Raw genomic sequence first — 16,071 nt, forward strand, 5'->3', positions numbered from 1 at the left:
GCTCAACGCGTTCGCGATCACCTTCGAAGGACGCATCACCCCGAACGGAAACTAACCGACGCCAAGGTCGGATCCACCGTTAATCTGACACTCCCTCCGATGTCCGAAATCCTTGGGCCGTTGATACTCCTGTGTATCCGGGGGCGTTGCGTGTCGATGGGGCGATGCGGAAGACAGGTCCGTCGATGCTGTCGTACCACTCACGGTCTGGGGCGTGGTTGCTACACGGTCTGAGGCTTGGTTGCTACACGGACGGCATACCCCGCCCGGTGGGCCGGTGTGTTCGACAGACTGGGCGCACTACCGCGCCGTGCTCGACGACCTGTCGTCATATGCGTCCAACGCGTCGCATCGCCCTGGCCTCGCCCGTGTTCACGAAACGTGGGGGGCAGAATTGTTCGTGATGCTCATCTCGAGCCGTTTGTGTGGCCAGTTCCGAGATCGGCATCGAGTTGACCGGCGACACGTCGCTTTGTGTCAAAGGCGTTGGGGAGGTCGAGTATTTCGACGGTATTGGTGAGGTGGCCCAGTCCGGTGATAGCGATGGTGCTCTGGTCGCCTGGAAGCAGGGTGATCTCGTCGGGTGGGACGATGGAGGTGCCGGTGAGCAGGACTGCGCCGTGCGGAAGTTTGACGCTGCGGAGGAGCCAGTTTCGCAGCTCTCCGGGCGTGCGGCGCATCCGGCTGAGGGGGACGCTGTCGGTGAAGATGTCGCGGCCATCGCGGGTGATGGTGAGCGAGATGGTGATCGAATTCCAGTCGGGTGCCTCAGTGATGGGGATCAACGCCGGTCCAATGGCGCAGCTGCCTTCGTAGACTTTGGCTTGAGGTAGGTAGAGCGGATTTTCGCCCTCGATGCTGCGGGAGGAAACGTCGTTACCTATGGTGTACCCGACGATGTCGCCGGTGGAGGCGATGACGAGGCCGAGTTCGGGTTCGGGGACGTTCCAGGTGGAGTCGGGGCGTACGCAGATGCGGTCGTTGGGTCCGCGGACCTCGGTACCGAGGGCTTTGAAGAACAGTTCTGGACGTTCGGCGTCGTAAACGGCGTCGTAGACATCGGAGTTGGTGGATTCTTCTTTGCGGGCGGTTCGGCTGCGTTCGAAGGTGACGCCGCTGGCCCAGATTCGCTGGTTTTCGACCGGGGCGGCGATGGTGGCGCTGTCGGGGACGGGGCCGCTGGTTTCGGTGGTGAGTGCTTTGTGGAGACCGTCGGGTCTGGTGAGGAGTTGGTCGATGGTCAGTTCCGGTGGCAGCAGTTCGGTGGGGCCGGATGCGATGTCCCCGCGGGCCAGTTGGGTGGTGCCGGCGAGATCGAGTCGCCAGATTGCTTGGTTCATGGTGTTTCTCGCCGTCTGTGTCGCTCATCCGATGCGTGGATGGGGGTGGGTTAAGTACGGTGGGGCCACCGCGTATTGGCGGTGGCCCCACCCGATATTCGCTTCTCGGTCTGGGTCAGGTGGTGAGGAACCCGAACGCGCGACCCATTCCTCCGGAGGCGCCTTCGAATTTGTGAGATGCGAAGACGAACAGTGCACCTCGCGGCGGGAGGGAGCCGAGGTTGGTGAGGTTTTCGATACAGACGATGTTGCGGCCCAGGCACGCCCAGTGCGGGCTGTAGTCGTCCTGCATCAAACCGATTCCGCGGCCGTCGGTTCCGATCGCGCGGATCCCGCGTTCGTGGAGCAGCTCGATCGTTTCCGCGCGCGGAGCCGGGTGGCTGCGGTCGTAACCCCACCCCTCCGGCAGTGGCACGTAGTAGCGGTCGGACCAGTCTGAGCGGAAGAGCACGATCTCTTCGCCGGTGAGGGCGCCGTGTTGTTCTTCCCAGGCCAGGATGTGCTCGGGGAGGATCTCCGGACTCTCCTTCAGTCGGGTCTCCTCGCCCTTGGGCGCGTTCTCCACCAGGGCGGTGACGTCGATAACGGCAGCGGGGCCGATCATCTGACCCAGCGGGACCTGCTCGACTGTGATCGAGCCGAATTCGTTCGCGGCAGGCAGGCCACTGTCGGCCGGTGGGATCTGATGGCACGGTGCGTCGAAGTGTGTGCCGGTATGGTCGTCGTGGACCTGAACGTACTCGACGAAAGCGCCACGAGGCCAGGTGAACCAGTTCATTTGGAATTGGCCGAACTTCTGGCCCTCGTAGGGGTGACACGGCCAACGCTCACCGGTCGTGACCGACAGGTCCACGATCGTGGCGCTGGTGATCAGGTCGACCAACTGGGCGGCGCGGTCTGTATTGATTTCGGGGGTGGCAGTCATCGGAATCCGACTCCTTCGTACTCGATTATCGATGGTGGGTCTGTGTGTGTTCACGTGCAAGCCTTTGCGGCGAAGGTCGGTCAACGCTCGCTGCGCCGGACGGCAGGAACCCCATATCTACGCAGCTTGCTGTCGACGTAGTCACGTAGTTCACTGTGCTTTTTCTCCGACAGGCGTGGACTCGGAAGCTCGTCGAGCAAGGAATTGACGCGTCGGTAGAAGGGGTGTGCAGTTGCATTTGTTGTTCGTTACCGGCAACTGTTCGAAGAGCAGGGCACCAGTCGGTCAGCTCGGGTCGAATCGGTGGCGGCGCGTGGATCATTGGGTTCGATCGGCTCCCGTTCGGAGGTGGATGGTCATCGGTTAGGGACCGTCAGCACGCCGTCGATGCGTCGAGGGATTCCGGGGTCGGCGTCGCGCAGCTCCACCGGCAGCGCATGTTCGGGGGCGCTTTGCCAGGTGACTGGACGCAGGAACCGGCGGATCGCGGTCGTGCCCACCGATGTGTGTAGCGAGTTGGTGGCGGGCCACGGACCACCGTGGGTCTGTGCCCACGAGACCAGCACCCCGGTGGGGTACGCGTTGAAGAGGATTCGACCGGCGTTCGCGGTCATCTTCTCCGACAGGGCAGTTGCCAGGTCGGTCTCGTCGGGCTCCGAGTGCAAGGTGAAGGTCAGCGACGACGGTAACGCGGCCAGTGTCTGCTCGAGGTCGTCGAGCTGCCCATAGCGCACCACGATCGTGGTGGGCCCGAAGCACTCTTCGGCGTCGCCGGGGCGCAGATCGCCGGTGGTGGTGATGAACAGACGCGGGCGGACGCTAAACCCGGAGGCTGCGGTGTCGTCGAGTCCGAATGCCTGCTGCTCGAGCTTGCTGATCCCCTGCACGTCCGGGGTGGTTGCTTCGTAGCTTTCGAAGATTCTCTCGTTGAGCAACACTCGGGCACCCTCGTCGGAGAACTTCTTGACAATGGTGTCGGTGAGGCCGTCGCCTGCCGGGCCTTCGGGGATGAACACCAGCCCGGGTTTGGTGCACAGCTGCCCGGCGCTGACGGTCACGGACGTGACGAGACCGTCGGCGATGTCCGCTCCGCGGGCTGCGGCTGCGGCGTCGGTGATCACGACCGGGTTCAGGCTGGCCAGCTCGCCGTAGAAGGGGATCGGTTCGCGACGCTTGTCGATGATGTCGAGCAGTGCGCGGCCGCCGCCGAGCGAGCCGGTGAAGCCGACTGCTTTGATCCGCGGGTCGGCTACGAGCGCGGATCCGGAGGGTTGGCCGAACACGATTCCAAAAGTGCCTTCGGGGGCGCCGACGGCCTTCGCTGCGTCGGCGAGGACCTCGAATGCGAGCCGGGAGGTGGCCGGGTGCGAGGTGTGGGCTTTAACGATCACTGGGCATCCCGCGGCGATTGCGGATACCGTGTCACCGCCGGGAACGGAGAAGGCCAGCGGGAAGTTGCTCGAGCCGAAGACCGCTACCGGCCCGATCGGCACGAGCAGCCTGCGCAGGTCCGGTCCCGGACCCATCGGGGTATCCCCGGCGTGATCGATAGTTGCTTCCAGGTAGCTGCCCTCGTCGAGCACGTCGGCAAACAGGCGGGCCTGGTAGGCGGTGCGGGTGAGCTCGCCGTTCAGGCGGGCCGGGCCAATCGCGGTTTCCCGGTCTGCGATCTTGACGATTGTCTCTCGTGCCGATTCGAGGCCGTCGCTGATCGCGCGCAGGAGCTTCGCGCGGAATCCGCGTCCGAGGCGGGCGAGTTCTGGTGCGGCCCCTGCGGCCAGGTCGGCGATCGCTGTGACCGCCTCGGTGCTGGTGGCTTCGGTGACGTCTTCGACCGCAACGCCTTGGCGAGGATCGATGCTCTGGATGGTGGTCATTGTGGTCCTTTCCGAGAAAGCGTGGTCAGGCTAACTAGCGAGCGAGCCATCCCCCGTCGACGGCCAAGATCTGGCCGCTGACGTATCGAGATGCGGCGGAGGACAAGAACACCGCGGCACCCACGAGGTCCTGGGGATCTCCCCATCGGCCGGCTGGAATGCGCTGGAGGAATTCGGAGCGGCGGCTCTCGTCGTTCCGGAGATCGACATTGATCTCCGTCGCGATATAGCCGGGAGCGATGGCGTTGACCGTGATCCCCTGTCCCGCCCATTCGTTGGTCAACGCCTTTGTGACGCCGGCGAGCCCGGACTTGGCGGCTGCGTAGCCCGCCACGTTGACCCCGCCTTGGAAGCTCATCAAGGATGCGATGTTGAGCACTCGCCCCGAGCCTCGGGCGATCATGTGCGGGGCGAACGCCCGGGCAAGCAGCAACGGTGCGGTCAGATCGATGTGGAGCAGGTTCTCGATCTCGTCGGAGCTCTGGTCCACGATCGGTTTGCGCACCACCAAACCGGCGCAGTTGACCAGGATGTCGACCCGGCCGTAGTTGGCGATTGCTGCGTCGGCCGCCTGACGGATCGCCTCGTCCTTCGAGGCGAGGTCGAGCTCGACATGGGCACTGTCTCCGCCGCGTTCGGCAATTTCGTCGATCACCGACCGCGACGAGGACCGGTTCAAATGCACGATTTTCGCGCCGGCATCGCTGAGCCCGACCGCGAGCGCGCGACCGATCCCGCGAGTGGTTCCGGTGACCGCGGCGACCAGCCCCTCCAAGCTGAAAGCCGAGATCCCGACCGGTACTTCGTGATTGGATTCAGTGGTCATCGCTGTTCTCCCGGATGTCGTATCTCGATCGTGTCGGCGGACAGTGTCGATCAGGATTGAGCCCACTCCGCACCCTGAGGAAACTCGAAGCGTTCGAGGGTGTCGCGATGGATTTCCGCGCTGTAGCCGGGCTTCTTCGGCGGAACGTACTTGCCGTCGTGCATGACGACGGGGTCGAGGAAGTGCTCGTGCAGGTGGTCGACGTACTCGACGACGACGTCGGTCAAGTCTCCGGTCACGGCGACGTAATTGAATAGCGACAGGTGCTGAACGAGCTCGCACAGGCCCACGCCACCGGCGTGGGGACACACGGGGATTCCGAACTTCTCGGCCAGGAGCAGGACGGTAACGACCTCGTTGACACCGCCGAGGCGGCACGAGTCGATCTGAGCGAAACCGATGGCTTCTGACTGGAACAGCTGCTTCCACACGACTCGATTCTGAATCTGCTCGCCGGTGGCGACCCTGATAGGCGCAATCTGCTTGGCGATCGATGCGTGCCCGAGAACGTCATCGGGGCTGGTCGGCTCCTCGACCCACCACAGGTCGAATTCGCTTAGCTTCTGCACGTATTCGATGGCCTCGTCGACGTCCCAGACCTGGTTGGCATCGACCATCAGCTTGCGGTCGGGGCCGATTTCGTTGCGGATGATCCGCAACCTACGGATGTCGTCGTCGACGCCATTTCCTACCTTGATCTTGATGTGGTCCCATCCGTCGGCGATCGCCTCGCGTGTGAGGCGGATGATCTTGTCGTCGTCGTATCCGAGCCATCCGGCCGACGTCGTGTAGGCGGGCAGGCCGCCGTCGATCATTTCCTGCTCGCGCGCGGCCTTACCGGCCTTCTTGGTGTGCAAACGCTCGATCGCCTCGTCGGGAGTCAGCACGTCGGTGACATAGCGGAAGTCGCAGATCGAGACCAGTTCTTCAGGACTCATGTCCGAGAGCAATTTCCACAACGGCTTGCCCTCGACCTTGGCGTAGAGATCCCACACCGCGTTGACGACGGCGGCGGTTGCCAGATGGATGACACCCTTTTCCGGGCCGATCCACCGAATTTGGTTCGCATTCGACAGTGAACGCCAAAACGTGCCCATGTTCGCGAACACTTCGACAGTGTCCTTGCCGATCACCAGCGGTTCGAGCGCCTTGATCGCCGCGCACACGACCTCGTTGCCCTTACCGATAGTGAAGGTGAAGCCGTGTCCCTCCAAGCTATCGGCGGCGTCGGTATGTACCACTACGTATGCGGCCGAGTAGTCAGGATCCGGGTTCATCGCATCCGAACCGTCCTTCTCACGAGAGGTCGGGAAGCGCAGGTCGATAATCTCCAACTTGGTGATGTTGCTCATCTGGGCGACTCCTTGTAGCTGTCAGACTGTGGGCGGAGGAAGAAAACGATGATCGTGTGGGCGACGCAACGATGTCGGGTGGCACCTGCGCTGCCTTGGCTTGTTTTCGCAAACCATTGCCCCGAGGAGCATCTTGGCGGTATCGTTCACCTACGTGAAAGTCGTTCACCTATTTGATTCGTCAACGCTAACTCATGACCCCGATCACGTCAATGCATCCCGTGCCTGCTGTAGCGAAGGAGCCACAGAGAATGGATAATTCGACCCCCAGCGTTCGGCGCGTGAAGTCCACCGACAGGACGGTGGACGTGCTCGAACTCCTGGCTCGTCGGCAGCCGCTCGGACTCGGAGACCTCGCCGATGCGCTCGCTATCCCGAAGAGCAGCTTGCATGGGGTGATGCGCACACTCGAATCCCGTGGATGGGTCGAGGAGAACCGGGACAGCCAACAGTTCCGGCTAGGACTCGGTGCGGTTCTGGTGGGAAATTCGTTCCTGCAGCAGGACGAAGTCGTCGCCGCCACTGCCGGCTCGCTCGAATGGTTGGTCGATCACACCGGTGAAACCGCTCAGCTGGCCCGCCTGGAGGGCACTGAGGTCGTTTATCTCGCCAAACGTCAATCAACGCACGCTGTTTCACTTGTCTCCACCATCGGGGGCCGGCTACCGGCGCACGCGACAGCGCTCGGGAAGGCACTGTTGAGTACTCGCACCACAGAGGAACTGGATCGGCTACTGTCGTTTCCGCTCAAGGCTATGACGGCTCACACACGCATCACTCGCGACGATCTCTACGAGGATCTAGCCCTCACACGTAGTCGCGGGTACGCCGCCGAAGAGGGCGAAGTCGCAGATGGTCTGGTTTGTTTTGCCGTCGCGTTGCCGTGGAGCCGTCCGACGGTGGACGCGGTCAGCGTGTCCATACCGTCGTTCCGGGCTTCCCCCGAAGCGCGGGACAGGACTGTGAATCTGCTTCTGGACGCGGCCGCCCGCTCGAACAGCACGCTCAACGCACCCCCGATGCCCGGCCGTGGCTGATGCGACAGCGGGTCCGAGGGCGGTGCACGACCGAAGGGACTCACCCATGCACCTGATGCGCCTCGGAAACCCTGGCACCGAAATCCCGGTAGTACGGACAGACGGTCGTTTCTACGACCTGCGCTCACTCACCGACGACATCGACGGTCCTTTTCTCGCCGGTGGCGGAATCGATCGTGCAGAGAATCTACTGGCGCGCGGCGACCTGCCCATCATCGCAGACGCGGACAGCATGCGCATCGGACCGCCGATCGCGCGGCCAGGCGCAGTGCTGTGCATCGGACAGAACTACGCAGCCCACGCCGCCGAATCAGGGAACCCTCCCCCCGAGACGCCCGTCTTGTTCTTCAAGCACCCCAACACGATCGTTGGCCCCCACGATATGGTCCTGATCCCTCCCGGCGCACGGAAGGTCGACTGGGAAGTCGAGCTCGCCGTGGTGATCGGCACCCGCGCGGCGTATCTCGACAGCATCGACACAGCACTCGCCCACGTAGCTGGGTACACGATCAGCAACGACGTCTCCGAGCGCGACTATCAAATGCAGCAATCCGGAGGCCAGTGGTCCAAAGGAAAATGCTGCCCGACCTTCAACCCTCTTGGTCCAGCACTGGTTCCAGCACGCCAGATTCCCGATCCTCAACGACTGCGGCTCACCTCGGCGATCAACGGACAACTGCGGCAGGACTCGAACACCTCGGACATGGTTTTCTCTGTCGCACATTTGGTATGGCATCTCTCGCATTACCTGACCCTCGAACCCGGCGACATCATTAACACCGGCACCCCCGCGGGAGTCGGCCTCTCGGGAAAATTCCCCTATCTCGACGCCGGTGACCGAATGGCCCTGTCCATCGACCGACTCGGATCCCAGGACACGGCCGTCGAGAACTACGCCCGAGCGCAAACGGTCTAGAAATCAGGCCGCAGGAGGTCCTTATCCATGCAGGACGAAACGCGGCCGTGGCGGAACAGCCCGTAATGGAAACGAACTTGTAACAGCGCTCGGGAGAGCTCCCCACTCGCCGCGAGCTTTCCCGAGCGCACCACGCCAGGGCACGCGGTCACCAACCTCGGAATCCACTGAAGACCAAGTCAGGAGGCACCAAACCTGTCACTGATTCGACAATTGAGCCGCCGAGAAAACGCTCTCGGCGGGGACACATTCAAGGCGTGACAGCCGCATTGACGAAATCCGGTCATAGCAAAGCGTTCACTTCAGGTCAGTACAGTGGTGGCCCAGCTCAGCGGTCATTCGATCGCGTGATTGGCTCGTCGAGCACAACGGGGAACCTGTGAATCGGCGCGTCGGCACCGACATCGCAGCGGTCCACGACGACGCACTGGATCGCCGGTGGTTCAGCACCGCCTCTGACGACGGGCTGTCCGTCGGAGTCTGCCAACAAGTCGCGCAACCACTTCGGTCGAGCTGCCGAGGATAGTTTTCGCACCGCGACGATGCCGCCGAACACGCGGTCCAAGTCAGGCCGGCATAGTCAGGGGATTGAGGTGACGCCCGCGTGCATCCGCCTCGGAAGGTGAAGCTTTCCGGCCAGTATGACCGGAAGGAACGCTGATCCCGCCTCATTCGACATCTCGTCGTTAGTGGCCATTCACCTTCTGAGCTTTCGTCTGTAATTTTCATCTAGATGAATGTGGGATGTGACCACATCCTCCCCACTTCGCCGACTTTCTGTCGGCGCCACCTACAACCTGCGCGACATCGGCGATTATCAGACCGCGGACGGTGCCCACACCGTTTGGGGTTGCCTCTTCCGTTCCGACGCTGCCCGGTTCACCGATGCCGCCGACATCATCGCGCTGGGGCTGCGGACCGTTGTCGACCTGCGTGACGAGCCCGAGTTGGCTGCTCTTCCTACTGGTCTGGATGTGCTCGTCCCCAACGTTGTCCATCGACCCCTGAACCCGCGCCCCCTACTGACCGACGTGCGGAACTCCCCGGATCCGCTCGGCGAGCTCTATGTGGCCCTCGTGCGCGAGCGAGGACCGGAACTCGCGTCGATCATCGCCCAGTTGGCCCAGCCGGGTGCGCTGCCCGCGCTTGTCCACTGCGCGGCGGGTAAGGACCGCACCGGCGTGGTGATCGCCCTAGTGCTGTCCGCGATCGGAGTGCCCGATGAGGCCGTCGCCGCTGACTACGCCCTTACCGCGGACTACCTCACCGCCGAGTTCTTCGCGGCACTACCGGCGGAGTCCGACTCTGCGGGCGTCGGCAACACCGGGATGCACGGAGCCCGAACTGAATCCATGCTTGCGATGCTGCGTGTCCTGTCCGCCGAGCACGGCGGTGCCCGCGCCTACCTTGCCGGCCACGGCGTCTCGGAGGAGGCGCTCGATCATCTCCGCACTGCCCTGACCCGCTGACCCGCTGCCCCAAGGAGGAACCCATGAAGATTGTGCAGATTTCCGATACCCACCTGACCGCTGCTGGCGGTCCCACTGAGGACGCCTTCCGACTCCTCTCTCGTCACCTGAACGATGAGGTCCGTCCCGATTTGGTCGTGCACTCCGGCGACATCCAAGTTCTCGACCCGGACGACGCTGCCGACCGAGCACACAGCCGCGAGCTACTCGAACTCATCGACGCCCCGCTGCTGGTGATTCCCGGGAATCATGACGTCGGAATGCCAGGTATGAATGCATGGGCCGGGATCTCTGTGACCGACCAACGAGTAGGTGCTCATGTGGCTGCGTTCGGCCCGGACCACTGGCGCCACGACGCCGACGAGGCGGTGCTCCTCGGGATCAACAGCGAGTTGCTGGGGTCGGGTCTGCAACTCGAGGCCGACCAGTGGCGTTGGCTCGAGCAGACTTTCGGCGACCTGCCGGAGGGCCGCCCTGTACTGCTGTTTCTGCACAAGCCACTGTGGTCGGTCACCGACGAGCCTGTCGATCTGCGGGCGGCCTCGGGGATCCACGAGACGATCCACCAGGTCGACGTCGAACCAGTTGCTCGTGATCGGCTCCTCGGCCTCGTCGATGGGGTCGACCTTCGGGCCGTCGGCTGCGGACACCTGCACCGCTACCGGCAGGTGCAGCGGGGCCGCACCATCGAGGTGTGGGCTCCGGCCACCGCTTTCCTCGCCTCGGTGGACGGGGAACTTCCCGACAGTCGCCAGGAATTGGGCTACGTCGAGTACACCGTTGCCGGTGACGCAGTGAGCGCCAAATTCCGTCTAGTGCCTGGTATGCCGCAGCTCACGGTCGATGACGTCCCCGAAATCGCCAAAGCGATCGAAACGATGACGGCGGCACTCTGATGGCTACTCTCGAACTCGACGGGATCGGGCGGCGCTTCGGCGACACCACTGCCGTCGACAACATCTCGTTGTCCACCGCACGCAACGAATTCCTTGTGCTACTCGGCCCCAGCGGCTGCGGCAAAACCACGCTCCTTCGTATGATTGCCGGGCTGCTGCCGCCGAGCGAGGGCCGCATTCTGGTCGACGGGCGGGATGTCACCGTCCTGCCGCCGCGGGAACGCGACCTGGCGATGGTTTTCCAGAACTATGCGCTCTATCCGCACCTCACCGTCGAGCGGAACCTCGGTTTCGGGCTGAGCGTACGGAAGATCGGCAAGGAGGAGATCCGGCGCAGGGTCGACGAGGTCTCGGAGTTTCTCGACCTCGATGGCCTCCTCAAACGTCGACCGAAGGAGCTCTCCGGCGGACAGAGACAGCGGGTTGCGCTAGGCCGCGCCATGGTCCGTGAACCGATGGCCTTCCTCATGGACGAGCCGCTGTCCAATCTCGACGCTCAACTGCGCTCGAGTACCCGGACCCGACTGACCGCCCTGCACCGCAGGTTGGACACCACCTTCGTCTACGTCACCCACGACCAAGTCGACGCAATGACCATGGCCACGAAGGTCGCTGTGTTGAACAAGGGCCGGGTCGAGCAGTTCGGGACTCCGGTAGAGATCTACGATAAGCCCGCGTCGGCGTTCGTCGCCGGGTTCATGGGCGCACCGCCGATGAACCTGTTGCCCGCAGAACTTGGCACCGGTGTCGACGACTCTCTGGTGCTGCGGGCCCCGGGCCTGGAAGTCCCCCTGCCCGACCAGGCCGGTACCGGTCCGGGCGTCCGCGACGTCCTGCTGGGCGTGCGCCCCGAGCATCTCTTGCTTGTGACTGCCGACCATGTCGGGCCCACCCTTCGGGGCCGGGTCGAGGTGGTAGAGAACCTCGGCAATGAAGAGATTGCCGCAGTCGAGATCGGGGATCAGCGCGTCAGCGTTCGGGGTGCCAGACCGATCCACCTAATACCCGGTGACATCGCCTCCCTGAGTGTGCGCCCTGAGCACATCCACCTCTTCGCACGGTCCAGTGGCCGACGCCTCGTCTGGGACCCCGAACTGGTTCCCGCCCTTGCTTCCTGAAAAGAGCCCCCCTATGAAGATTCCTCGCCTCCTGCCCATCCTGGCAGCCGCGCTAGCCGTTACCCTTTCCGGCTGCGCTACCGTCCCCACCACAGCCGAACAGGAGTCGGCCGCGCCTACGGCGATCATCCCTGAACTGGCACCCGACCAGCAGGTGTCCATACGCTGGGAAAGCTACAACCTCGCCAGCGCCGGTATCTTCGGCGAGACGACGAGAAACTTGGTCGCCGAGTTCGAGCGCCAGCACCCGAACATCGACGTCGACGCCGTCCCGCCGCAAGGCTCGGCGAACGAGATCGCCCAGAGCGTGCAGCGACAGGTCGTCGCCGGCAACCCGCCGGACCTCGCTCAGCTGACCTTCGCCGACCTTCGATACACCGCCAGTGATCTCGGTGCCGGCCCCCTCGACAAGCTCGTCGGCCGCGACGAGGTGAACAAGCTCCTTAACGACGGACCCCACCCGTACGCCCCACGGGCCGCATCCCTCGGCGACCTCGACGGCACGACCTACGGAATTCCCTACGTATTCTCCACTCCAATGTTGTTCATCAACGCCGATTTGTTCCGGCAAGCGGGGCTCGATCCCAGCCGCCCTCCGAAGAATTGGGAAGAAGTCGCCACCGCCGCCGCGGCCATCGCCACGGTGCCCGGCGCCAGTGGCGGTGCCTACCTCAGTTGTCTCGACGCCGTGATGGGCGGTGACTGGTGCCTGACCGGAATGGTCCGTTCCGCGGGCGGTCGGTTGTTGTCCGAGGACGGGAAGTCGCTCGGCTGGACGGACCCGGCGACAGTCGATGCCTTCCGCGGCATCCAAAAGATCGTTCAGGCCGGCCCGAACGCCCTTCCGGACCTCAGCGGCGCAGATGCGCAGGATGCGTTCATGCGCGGAAACCTGGGAATGTTGTTGAGCTCGGCCGGCTTGCAGAACGCGATTCTCACTGCTTCCGAGGGCAAGTGGCAGGCGACTGCCGCACCGATGCCGGGATTCGGCACCACCCCGTCAGTACCCACCAACTCTGGCTCCGCGCTGTTCATCCTGACCGACGACCCCGCCAAGCAGCGTGCGGCCTGGGAACTGATCAAGTTCCTGACCAGCGCCGAAGTTCAGACGACGATTACTTCCGGAATCGGGTACGTGCCACTGCGTGCCTCCTTGATCGATGATCCCGCGTATCTCGAGCCCTTCGCCGACGCGCACCCCGATTTCGTCCGCCCCAATGTCGCTCAACTCGACCGTCTCGAACCGTGGGTCTCATACCCGGGCCCGAACTACCAACAGATTCGCACTCTGCTGAGTAAGGCCACCGAGGAAATCGTGTTCCGGGGCGCCGACCCTGAAACGACGTTGTCCGCCGCGCAGGACAGCGCCCAAGCCCTCATGCCGGATGAGTGAGCTCCTCGATCGGCACGTGCCGGCACGGGGGCGCTTCGTGGAGCCGACACCGCCGGCACCGCGCAGCACGTCGAGGCCAGTGGCCCGCCGACCACTGCTACGGCGAACCGTGGGGAACGCGGCGCCCTACCTGTATTTGGCACCGGCCCTCACCGGGCTCGTGGTGTGGGTGTACTCGCCATTGATCCAGACCATCCAGCTCTCGTTCTACGATTGGAATTTGGTGCCCACCTCACCGGCCCGCCCGGCGGGCTGGTCGAACTACTCCGAGGCGTTCGCTCTGCCCCAGCTGGGCACGGCGACGTGGAACACTTTGCTATATCTTGTTGCGCTGCTGCCCTTCACCATCGTGATTCCGGTGCTGGTGGTGCTCCTCTCACAACGTGTGCACGGTCGCGCCCGCGCCTTCTATCGGACTGCGATCTTCGCGCCCTATCTCATCGCTCCGGTGGTCACCGCGATCGTGTGGCGCTGGCTGCTCGATCCCGGAGGGGGGTTGGTCAACCAGATTCTCGGACTGTTCGGCGTGGCACCGATCTCCTTCCTACGAGACCCGCGTTGGGCCATGTGGTCGATCGTGGTAATCGTGGGCTGGCAACTACTCGGCTTTGCCGTACTCGTCGTCTCTGCAGGCTTTTCCGGAATCTCCGACGACTACGCAGCCGCAGCCCGAACCGACGGTGCCACCGAAAGCCAGATCACCCGGCGGATCACGCTGCCGCTGTTGTCGCCGACGCTGCTGTTCATGGCCACCCTGACCATACTGTCCGCCGCTCAGTTGGTGTTCCCGATGATCCAGACCCTCACCCAGGGCGGTCCTGGCGACTCCACCACCAACCTCTACTACCTCCTCTACGACACCGCATTCGGCTCGTTCGACGTCGGTCTCGCTTCCGCCGCCGGTGTGCTGTTCTTCCTCGGCTTCGGAATCCTGGCCTGGGGTGCGGTGTGGCTGATGGACCGCTGGAGTTTCCATGACGACTGACACGACCACCCGGCTCGACATCGCCGAGACCGGAACTGCCCGCCGCACGAAACCATTCAGGTCCGTCGCCGGCCATCTCGTTCTCGGCGCGATCACGGTGTTCAGCCTCGTGCCGATTATCTGGATGTACGTCACCGCCCTACGCCCCCGCGACGATGCACTCGCTCAGTCGGTGTTGCCCACCGGGATTAGTCTGGACAATCTGCGGGCCGCATCCGACCTGCTACCGCTCGGTGGCTTGATCGGCAATACCACGGTCATGGCGGCGGCGGTGGCACTCTTTCAGCTGTTCAGCGCGCTGCTCGCCGCGTATGCGTTCGGGTGCTGGCGTTTCCGCGGCGACCGGGTATTGTTCCTGATCTTCGTGGCCACCTGGCTGGTTCCGTTCCAGATCACGATGCTGCCCAACTACGTGCTGTTGTCCGACCTGGGTTGGTTGAACACCCTCACCGGTGTGATCGTCCCGCAGATCACCGCACCGTTCGCGGTGCTACTGCTGCGCCAACACATGCGCTCGTTCCCACGCGAACTGCTCGACGCTGCCCGCATGGACGGCCGGTCGCACTGGAACACGCTGTGGACCGTGGTGGTGCCGTCAATGCGCGGGCCGCTCGCCGCCCTGGCTATTCTGCTGTTCGTCACTGCCTGGAACGAATACTTCTGGCCGCTGCTCGTCCTGTCCGATCCGGCATCGGTCGCACAGATCGGGCTGCGGAGCCTGATCACCGAGGCAGGTACCGACTATGGTGCGATGATGGCCGCCGCCGGGGCGCTGTGTCTGCCCATCCTAGCCGTTTATTTGGTTCTGCAACGCCAGGTCGTCAACGCCTTTGTCCGTTCAGGGCTGCGATGACCGGCCCACTTAACGGTAGGCGGGGCCGAGTCCCCGTCTACCGTCAAGTGGAACGCGATCTGCTGAGCCGGATCCGCGTCGGCGAACTCGCTCCTGGGCAGCGCCTGCCGACCGAACCTGAACTCGCAGCAGAATGGGGGGTCAATCGACTCACCATCAGGCAGGCCATCGGTGAATTGGCGCGCGCCGGACACGTCATCGTCCGGCAGGGTGCTGGAACTTACATTGCCGAGCCTCCAGTGGTCATCGAGTTGGTGCTTCCGGCAATGCCGTCCACCGACGCCGACGCGGGCAGCACCACCTCATTTCGCCGAACACGGCCGGCACGACCAGACCGAGACCTTGGTCAAGATCACCGATTTCGACACCGATCGAGACGCCGCGGAGGCACTGGGTGTACCCGGGCCCTTCATCCAGGTCGTCACCCTGGTACGGACGGGCGGCCAGCCGTTCATGGTGTGCCGATATTGGCTCGAGGCCCGTCGGTTTCCGAACTTCACCGCTCTGATCACCGAGCGGGTCGCGCTGTTCGAGGTCTTACAGGAACGGTACGGCCTCCGGCTCAGGCACTCCTGGCGATCGCTGGCCGCCACACTGGCCGACACCGAGGACGCCGCGTTACTCGACCTGCCCGCGGGCAGCCCGGTGATGCTTCGCGACGGCGTCAACATCGACGACGCCCTCGCCCCCACCATGTACCTTCGGCGCAGACTCCGGGGTGACCGCATCCGGTTCACGATGCGATACGAACAAACTGATCCGCCCACGAATCGAACCCGGCGACCGGAAGCTGTTTTCCGCCAAGAAGAGGCACTCCAAGCACCCCGATCTGATTCGATAGGTAGACATGAAGTGGCCTGTGTTAAGTAACGAGGAATCAGTCACCGGGCAGCATTAACTACAGGGGCCGGTTTTGTGACCCGCGTGGAGATGCTGGATTATCTCGAATTCCTCCGCGCCCATGATCGCGCCGCGCCCGACCTGAGCTCGATCCACCGACCGACGACCGACAAGTCATTCGGTGGAGTGAGGCTACGCTGCACTCTCGCAACAGCCTCAAAGGGCAATGTCTGTAACGACAGTT

General features: G+C 63.6%; 14 protein-coding genes and 1 pseudogene. 10 read left to right on the forward strand and 5 right to left on the reverse strand.

The features are described from left to right. Positions 1 to 407: 407 nt before the first annotated feature. The 5 genes from AB0O58_RS17480 to AB0O58_RS17500 form a co-directional block, all read right to left on the reverse strand. The gene (locus tag AB0O58_RS17480; RefSeq protein WP_366238533.1) at positions 408 to 1,340 is read right to left on the reverse strand and encodes a fumarylacetoacetate hydrolase family protein; all 933 of its coding nucleotides are present in this window, start codon (positions 1,338 to 1,340) and stop codon (positions 408 to 410) included. 115 nt (positions 1,341 to 1,455) lie between these two features. Beyond that, positions 1,456 to 2,265, reverse strand: coding sequence for a cyclase family protein (locus tag AB0O58_RS17485; protein WP_366238534.1), 810 nt, complete (start codon positions 2,263 to 2,265; stop codon positions 1,456 to 1,458). A gap of 356 nt (positions 2,266 to 2,621) precedes the next feature. Further along, entirely contained in the window at positions 2,622 to 4,142 is a 1,521-nt protein-coding gene (locus tag AB0O58_RS17490) for an aldehyde dehydrogenase (NADP(+)) (RefSeq protein WP_366238535.1), read from the reverse strand. A 34-nt stretch (positions 4,143 to 4,176) separates the two neighbouring features. Next, positions 4,177 to 4,968 carry an SDR family oxidoreductase gene (locus tag AB0O58_RS17495; protein ID WP_366238536.1) on the reverse strand — a complete coding sequence of 264 codons (792 nt, stop codon included), beginning with the start codon at positions 4,966 to 4,968 and terminating at the stop codon, positions 4,177 to 4,179. Positions 4,969 to 5,018: 50 nt separating this feature from the next. Beyond that, positions 5,019 to 6,320 (reverse strand): L-fuconate dehydratase, encoded by a 1,302-nt coding sequence (locus AB0O58_RS17500; protein ID WP_366238537.1) that lies wholly within the window; start codon positions 6,318 to 6,320, stop codon positions 5,019 to 5,021. Between the two features lie 251 nt (positions 6,321 to 6,571). Between AB0O58_RS17500 and AB0O58_RS17505 the strand changes: the two genes are divergently transcribed. The 10 genes and pseudogenes from AB0O58_RS17505 to AB0O58_RS17550 all read left to right on the forward strand — a co-directional run bounded on the left by AB0O58_RS17505 (position 6,572) and on the right by AB0O58_RS17550 (position 15,857). After that, positions 6,572 to 7,357: an IclR family transcriptional regulator gene (locus AB0O58_RS17505; RefSeq protein WP_366238538.1), complete on the forward strand. Its 786-nt coding sequence runs from the start codon at positions 6,572 to 6,574 to the stop codon at positions 7,355 to 7,357. Between the two features lie 46 nt (positions 7,358 to 7,403). Then, the gene (locus tag AB0O58_RS17510) at positions 7,404 to 8,273 is read left to right on the forward strand and encodes a fumarylacetoacetate hydrolase family protein (protein WP_366238539.1); all 870 of its coding nucleotides are present in this window, start codon (positions 7,404 to 7,406) and stop codon (positions 8,271 to 8,273) included. 746 nt (positions 8,274 to 9,019) lie between these two features. Beyond that, on the forward strand, positions 9,020 to 9,742 hold the full coding sequence (locus AB0O58_RS17515; RefSeq protein WP_196813413.1) for a tyrosine-protein phosphatase: 723 nt from the start codon (positions 9,020 to 9,022) through the stop codon (positions 9,740 to 9,742). A 23-nt stretch (positions 9,743 to 9,765) separates the two neighbouring features. Beyond that, positions 9,766 to 10,638: a metallophosphoesterase gene (locus AB0O58_RS17520; protein ID WP_366238540.1), complete on the forward strand. Its 873-nt coding sequence runs from the start codon at positions 9,766 to 9,768 to the stop codon at positions 10,636 to 10,638. Continuing rightward, a complete protein-coding gene (locus AB0O58_RS17525; protein ID WP_366238541.1) occupies positions 10,638 to 11,756 on the forward strand; it encodes an ABC transporter ATP-binding protein in 1,119 nt (372 codons plus the stop codon). Before AB0O58_RS17520 ends, AB0O58_RS17525 begins: the two co-directional genes overlap by 1 nt. Positions 11,757 to 11,769: 13 nt before the next feature. Next, positions 11,770 to 13,149 carry an ABC transporter substrate-binding protein gene (locus AB0O58_RS17530; RefSeq protein ID WP_366238542.1) on the forward strand — a complete coding sequence of 460 codons (1,380 nt, stop codon included), beginning with the start codon at positions 11,770 to 11,772 and terminating at the stop codon, positions 13,147 to 13,149. Between the two features lie 109 nt (positions 13,150 to 13,258). After that, positions 13,259 to 14,134, forward strand: coding sequence for a sugar ABC transporter permease (locus AB0O58_RS17535; RefSeq protein ID WP_366238543.1), 876 nt, complete (start codon positions 13,259 to 13,261; stop codon positions 14,132 to 14,134). Then, complete coding sequence (locus AB0O58_RS17540; protein WP_366238544.1) at positions 14,124 to 14,987, forward strand: carbohydrate ABC transporter permease; 864 nt, start codon at positions 14,124 to 14,126, stop codon at positions 14,985 to 14,987. Before AB0O58_RS17535 ends, AB0O58_RS17540 begins: the two co-directional genes overlap by 11 nt. Further along, a pseudogene (locus AB0O58_RS17545) lies at positions 14,984 to 15,202 on the forward strand (GntR family transcriptional regulator); the annotation flags it as partial. The gene AB0O58_RS17540 and the pseudogene AB0O58_RS17545, both read left to right, overlap by 4 nt. Positions 15,203 to 15,329: 127 nt before the next feature. Then, complete coding sequence (locus AB0O58_RS17550; RefSeq protein WP_366238545.1) at positions 15,330 to 15,857, forward strand: UTRA domain-containing protein; 528 nt, start codon at positions 15,330 to 15,332, stop codon at positions 15,855 to 15,857. The last annotated feature ends 214 nt before the right edge of the window (positions 15,858 to 16,071 follow it).

It is taken from the genome of Rhodococcus sp. NPDC080181 (genome assembly GCF_040702225.1).
Classification (GTDB): Bacteria; Actinomycetota; Actinomycetes; order Mycobacteriales; family Mycobacteriaceae; genus Rhodococcoides; species Rhodococcoides fascians.